The 5,754-nt window shown below is 77.5% G+C and carries 7 protein-coding genes; 1 reads left to right on the top strand and 6 read right to left on the bottom strand.

The genetic code is table 11. The annotated features are described in order from the left end of the window. Positions 1 to 194: 194 nt before the first annotated feature. The gene (locus tag Q7T67_RS05815; protein ID WP_304786923.1) at positions 195 to 1,499 is read right to left on the bottom strand and encodes an ice-binding family protein; all 1,305 of its coding nucleotides are present in this window, start codon (positions 1,497 to 1,499) and stop codon (positions 195 to 197) included. Positions 1,500 to 1,748: 249 nt separating this feature from the next. Continuing rightward, positions 1,749 to 2,288, bottom strand: a complete 540-nt coding sequence (locus Q7T67_RS05810; protein WP_304786921.1) for an HPP family protein — start codon at positions 2,286 to 2,288, stop codon at positions 1,749 to 1,751. Positions 2,289 to 2,357: 69 nt separating this feature from the next. Here Q7T67_RS05810 and Q7T67_RS05805 point away from each other — a divergent pair, with 69 nt between their 5' ends. Beyond that, positions 2,358 to 3,263: a LysR family transcriptional regulator gene (locus Q7T67_RS05805; protein WP_304786919.1), complete on the top strand. Its 906-nt coding sequence runs from the start codon at positions 2,358 to 2,360 to the stop codon at positions 3,261 to 3,263. Positions 3,264 to 3,379: 116 nt separating this feature from the next. Here Q7T67_RS05805 and Q7T67_RS05800 read toward each other — a convergent pair whose 3' ends face one another. The 4 genes from Q7T67_RS05800 to Q7T67_RS05785 form a co-directional block, all read right to left on the bottom strand. After that, the gene (locus Q7T67_RS05800; protein ID WP_304786916.1) at positions 3,380 to 4,156 is read right to left on the bottom strand and encodes an ABC transporter permease; all 777 of its coding nucleotides are present in this window, start codon (positions 4,154 to 4,156) and stop codon (positions 3,380 to 3,382) included. Then, positions 4,153 to 4,797: an ATP-binding cassette domain-containing protein gene (locus tag Q7T67_RS05795; protein WP_304786914.1), complete on the bottom strand. Its 645-nt coding sequence runs from the start codon at positions 4,795 to 4,797 to the stop codon at positions 4,153 to 4,155. Before Q7T67_RS05795 ends, Q7T67_RS05800 begins: the two co-directional genes overlap by 4 nt. Before the next feature lie 174 nt (positions 4,798 to 4,971). After that, a complete protein-coding gene (locus Q7T67_RS05790; RefSeq protein ID WP_304786912.1) occupies positions 4,972 to 5,301 on the bottom strand; it encodes a DUF2149 domain-containing protein in 330 nt (109 codons plus the stop codon). Further along, positions 5,298 to 5,754: MotA/TolQ/ExbB proton channel family protein (locus Q7T67_RS05785; protein WP_304786910.1), on the bottom strand; the 457-nt coding region annotated here is incomplete at its 5' end. The genes Q7T67_RS05790 and Q7T67_RS05785, both read right to left, overlap by 4 nt.

Below are 5,754 nucleotides of genomic sequence, written 5' to 3'. Positions count from 1 at the left end.
GGCCGCCGGCGACGACGCCGCGCCCGCGGCGGCCGGGACGCCGGCCGCCAGGGCGATCACCGCACCGACCAGCGTCGCGACGCGGGCGGGCGACGGCCCGCCGCGACGGGTGGTCGCGGAGGCGTGATCGAGGGGGACGACGACCATGACGGCGGACGGTACGACCGGCCAGGCCCGAAGGCCCGGAAGGTCGATCAACCGGCCAGTCCGCCCGGGGTGCGGGGCAGACGGGCGATCCTGCAGCCCGTCGTCCGGAACGTGCGATCGCGACCGAGGATGCGCCGACCGCTCGGGAGGATCACGACGAGCCGGTAGTGGTACGTCGTGCAGGGCTTCAGGCCGCGGGCCGAGCCGCGGACCGGCCGGGGAGCACCGTCGGCCGGGAGCCGACCCAGGGGCGTGCGACGGCCGTACCTGCGGGTCGGGCCGTACTCGAAGCGCCACCCGACGTCGTAGCCGTTCGGGACGATGGTGCCGCGCAGCCGGCCGGTCCTCCGGCGCTTGCGGTCCGCGGGGACGGTCGTGGCCTTGGGGAGGACCGCGACGCCGGCCGGCGTGTCCGTCCCGCCCCCCGAGCCGCCGTCCGACCCGCCCGGGCCGGGAGCACCGACGTCACCGCCGGAGCCCGGCGTCCCGGAGCCGCCGTCGGAGCCGGCCCCGCCACCGCCGCCGGAGCCGCCCGGCGTGGTCGTCGAGCACGTGGCGCGGGTGAGGGTGTTCGTGTCCAGCGTGACCGCGCCGTTGCGGGCCAGGGCCCGGCCCTGCAGCGTCGCGCCGGTGGTCAGCGAGATCGACGTGAGCGCCAGGACGTTGCCGGTGAACGCGGCGCCGGTGCCGATGGTCGCGGAGCTGCCGACCTGCCAGAAGACGTTGCAGGCCTGTGCGCCGCCGGTCAGTCGGACCCGGCTGCCGGACGAGACGTTCAGCGCGGAGCCCGCCTGGAAGACGAAGACCGCCGTGGGGTCGCCCTTGGCGTCGAGCGTCAGGTCGCCCGTGAGGCCCATCGTGGTGCTCGCGGTGTAGACCCCCGCGACGAGCGTGCGGCCGGCCAGGTCGCTGGTGATCGTCGAGGTGGTGCTGCGTCCCGCCGCGTCGTCGTAGGCGGTGACGAGGTCGGACTTCGCCTGCTGCGCCACGGCGTCGTTGGCGTGGACGACGCCGTTGACGGTGCCCGGCGGGAAGCCGGTGACCGCGGTGCCGGGCGCGACGCCCAGGTCGCCGGTGATGATGCTCGGCCCGGTGTTCGTGACCGTGCTCCCGCCGAGGACGCCGAAGCCGTCGGCGGTGCCGAGCCCGACGGTCGCCGCCTGCGCGCCGGCGACCGGGACGAGCGCGACCGCGAGGATCGTGGAGACCCCGAGCGCCGCGAGACGGGCGGGGCCCTTGCGACCGCGGGTGGTCGCAGACCGCCGCGAACGGGACGACGCCCCGCGGGAGGGGGTCGACGGGCTGCTGGGGACGCCGCCGCGGGACACGGGGGCGGGTGACTGCGGTCGCATGGCGACCTCTCGGGACAACTACGGATCCGGCGAGAGCGACACACCCGTGCCGCCCCTCTGGTTGGAATTACGCTTCCCAAGCGATATCGGTTGCTCGGGTGGGAACACCGCACCCCCCGGACGGGTGGCATTTCCGGTGGGCGATACCGCAACCCGGTACCGCCTCGGACGACGTGCTTCCGGCCCTCCCCCGTGGCGGACGAGCCAGGCGCGGCCCGTCCCGCGCGACCCTGCGCGGGCGCCCCGCCGTCACTCGCCCGCCACGACCGGGACCGCCCGTCGCACCGGGTAGCGCCGGCCGTGCAGCAGCGGCGAGAGGACGACCGTCGTCGCGACGAGGACCGCGGCGCCCGCGAGGGCGACGTGGAGTGGGAACCAGTGGTCCGCGTGCTCCTGGACCGCGACGTAGGCGGTGGCGACGGCCGGCGCGTGCATCACGTCGAGCGCCCGCATCAGCACGGCCGCGCCCGCGGCGGCCAGGGCGATCGCGATCGCGCCCTCGCCGAGCAGGGCCCCCGCGGTCATCCCGGCTGTCGCCCCGACGAGGTGCCCGAGCACCACGCGGCGCGGCGCCACGCCCGGGTCGTGCGGGGCCGCGTGCTTCAGCGCGGCCGTCGCGACGAGCGGGGCGATCAGCAGGGGGGTGTCGGCCGCAGCCCCTACGAGTGCGAGCACGAGGGCGCTGCAGAAGATCCCGACGCCGAGACGCAGGTGCGGGAGCGCGACCTCCAGGACTCGTCCGGAGCGGCGGGATGGCGGGGAGGGCGGCGTCATGCGGCGACGCAGCATGCCGACCTCGTCGATAGCCGTCCAATACCGGACGACGTTCGGCCGATAACGATCGGTGATGATGTAGCGGTGAACCTGCGGCAGCTCGAGTACCTCTCCGCCCTCGCCCGCGAGGGCCACTTCGGCCGCGCCGCCGCGGCCTGCCACGTCTCGCAGCCCGCGCTGTCGACGGGGATCGCCCGGCTGGAGGAGGAGCTCGGCCTGGAGCTCGTCCGGCGCGGAGGACGGACGGCCGCACTGACCGACGAGGGCCGTGCGGTGCTGCCGTGGGCCCAGGGCGCCGTCGCCGCGGGGGCGTCGGTCACGGCGGAGGCCGCGCGGCTGCGCGGCGAGCTGCAGGGGGCCCTGCGGCTCGGCGTCATCCCCACGGCCGCGACGGCGGCGGCGGTGGTGACCGCGCCGCTGCTGGAGGCGCACCCCGGCGTGCGGGCCCGGGTCCGCACGACGTCCGGCGACCGCATCCTGGCTGCCCTGCGATCGCACGAGCTCGACGCCGGGCTCGTATACGTCGACGAGGAGCCCGCCGGCGTTGCGGTGACCCGGCTCTACCGCGAGCGCCTCGTCCTCGTCACCGGGTCGGGGCGGATCGCCCCGGGCGTCCGGGAGGTCCCGTGGACACGCGTAACGGAGGAGCCGCTCTGCCTGCTGACGTCCGAGATGCAACACCGGCGGGTCGTCGACGACGCCCTGGAGCACGCGGGCGCCGTCGCTGCACCGCGGGTCGAGGCCGACGGGTTCGGCATCCTCCTCGACTTCGTCGCCGCCGGGTGGTCCACCGTCCTCTCGCGTTCCTGGCTCGCCGGTCGCCTCCTCCCCGACGGCGTCCGCGTGATCCCGCTCGTCCGCCCCGCCGTCGCCCCGTGGGTCGGCCTGGTCACGGCCGGCGGGCCGGCGGTGCCGCCCCTGGTGGCCGCGCTCCGCGCGTCGCTCCGCGGCGTCGACGTCGCGGAGCGCCTGGGCGGCGCGGCCCGGTGACGGCGGTGCCGGCCGGCGCGCCGGCGAGACCGTCCGGGCCGACGGGGTCCGTCGTGGCGGCCCGGGTCGACGCCACCGTCGCCTCCGGTCGCCGCTGAGCGCCCCGCGGGCCCGACCTACCCCCGCCGTGGTCGCCCGTCCGGCGGTGGCGGGACGACCCGCTCGCCCGGGGCCGTCGCCGCCCTGCTGACCGCCTCGGCCATCAGCAGGGCGGCGACGAGCTCGACGAGCAGCAGCGCCAGCAGGACGACGAGCTGCGTGCGCGCGGCCTCGGCCGGGCTCGCGCCGCCGAGGACCAGGCCGACGAACGTGCCCGGCAGGGTCACCAGGCCGACGCTGCGCGTCTGGTCGATCGCGGGCACCAGGCCCGTCACCACGGCGGTGCGCAGGACGGGGGCCAGCGCGGTCCGGACGTCGTCGCCGAGCGCCAGGCGGGTCTCGATCGCGTCGAGCTCGTCGCGGACGCCCTCGAGCATCCGCCGGCCCGTCAGCGTCGCGGCGGCCATCGCCCCGCCGAGCAGGATGCCCGCGGTCGGGACGATCGCCCGCGGCGTGGCGTCGAACGCCCCGGTCAGGACGAGCACGCCGGTCGCCACCAGCGCGGGCGGCGCGATCGCGACCGCCGCCCCCAGCCGCGGCCGCCGCAGACCGCGCAGCCGGCTCCCCGCGGTCAGCGCCGACGCGACCACCATCGCCGCCACGAAGGCGACCGACAGCGCCGGGAAGCGGAAGACCGCGGCGATCACGGCGCCGACGAGCGCGAGCTGCACGACCGCCCGGACGGCGGCCACGACGATCTCGCGCCCGAGGCCCAGGCGCAGGCGGATGGCGAGTCCTGCGGCCACCGCCGCGAACGCCACCGCGACGAGGATCTGGACGACCCCGTCGCTCACACCGGCAGCTCCCGATCGTCCAGCCCGACGACGCGGTCGGCCACGCCGCGGGCGAACGGCAGGTCGTGGACCGCCAGGCAGACCGCGAGGCCGCCCTCGGCCAGGCGCCGCAGCGTCCGGCCGATGACGGCGGCGCTGTCGGCGTCCAACGCCGCGGTCGGCTCGTCGAGCAGCAGCACCTCGGGGGCGCGGGCGAGCGCCCGCGCCACGGCGACCCGGGCCCGCTCGCCGCCCGACAGCCCGGCGGCGTCGCGGTCCGCGAACGCCGGCGGCAGGTCGGCGGCCCGGAGCGCCGCCTCGACGTCGCCGGGCGTGGCCCGGGGCAGCGCGTAGGCGACGTTCTCGGCGACCGTCCCGGGCAGCATCGTCGGGGTCTGGACGACGAGCGCGACCCGCCGCCGCAGCTCCCGCGGGTCGATCGTCGCGACGTCCCGACCGGCCAGCCGCACCGTCCCGGAGTCGGCCCGGGTCAGCCGGTTCAGGCAACGCAGGAGCGTGCTCTTGCCGGCCCCCGAGGGCGCGACGAGCGCCGTGACGGTGCCCGGGAGGAGCGTCAGCCGCGCGCCGTCGAGGACCAGCCGGCCGTCGCGGCGCAGGCGCACGTCCCGCGCCGTCAGGCCGACCGCCGATCGAGGCTCCACGGGGCCAGCGTAGTCCAGGCCGGGACGGCCGTCGGCGACGCGCCCGGCCGCTGCACTCCGCGGTCCGGCCTGCTGCGCGGGCCAGGCACCCGCCCGGCCCGGACGTACGAGAGGTCCCGGTCTCGTCGCTGCCCTTCGTCGTCCCGGGGTCCCGGGGGCGCCGACCCGCCGACCTCAGGGAGCCGACGTCCCGGCCTGCGGAGCGTTCGGATCGACCAGCACGAGCCGGCCGTCCGGCAGCCGGTAGACCTGGCCGACGGCCTCGCCGCGCCCCGTCGCCTCGGTCGGCGTGTCGGGGGTCGTGATCGTGCGCTCCGGGCCGGTGACCGTCGGCGCGCGCTTCTCGACCGCGCCGGTCTCGGCGTTCACGCTGAGCCCGAGGCCCGCGATGAGGAACGCGACGGCCAGCACCAGGCCGACGTCGAAGAGGTTCACGAGCCCGTCCAGCGGGTCGCCCGCGTCGCTGTCCAGCTGGCCGTGCCGACCGAGTCCGACGCGTCTCACGTGGCGTGCTCCCCGATCGACTCCGTCACCCGCACGTGCTGAGGCGGCGGCACCGCGGCCGGGGCGGCCGACGCCGACGCGCGCTCGAGCGCCGCCAGGTCCTCGGTGTAGACGCGGGTCCGCACGAGCGTGAGCGTGAACGACACCGTGCCGACGAGGATGCCGACGACCGTGGCGGCGAACGCGACCTGCAGGTCGTCCGCGAGCGCCTGGAAGTCGCCGCGCCCGAGCGCGCCGAGCCCCGGGGCGAGCGGGATCAGCGTGCCCATCAGGCCGAGCGCCGGCCCGGCGCGGACGAGCATCCGGGTGCGGTCCAGGCGACGCTGGACCCCGAGCTCGTAGTCCGCCAGCGCGTGCTCGACGGCCTCCTCGCGCCGCGTGGCCCGGGCGGCCGCGATGTCGCGCACGGCGCGCTCCGCGAGCGGCGTCGGCGCGTCGCGGTCGACGAGCTGC

Source organism: Patulibacter sp. (assembly GCF_030655195.1).
In the GTDB taxonomy this organism is placed as follows: domain Bacteria; phylum Actinomycetota; class Thermoleophilia; order Solirubrobacterales; family Solirubrobacteraceae; genus Patulibacter.
This window is presented reverse-complemented; position numbering and strand designations above follow the sequence as displayed.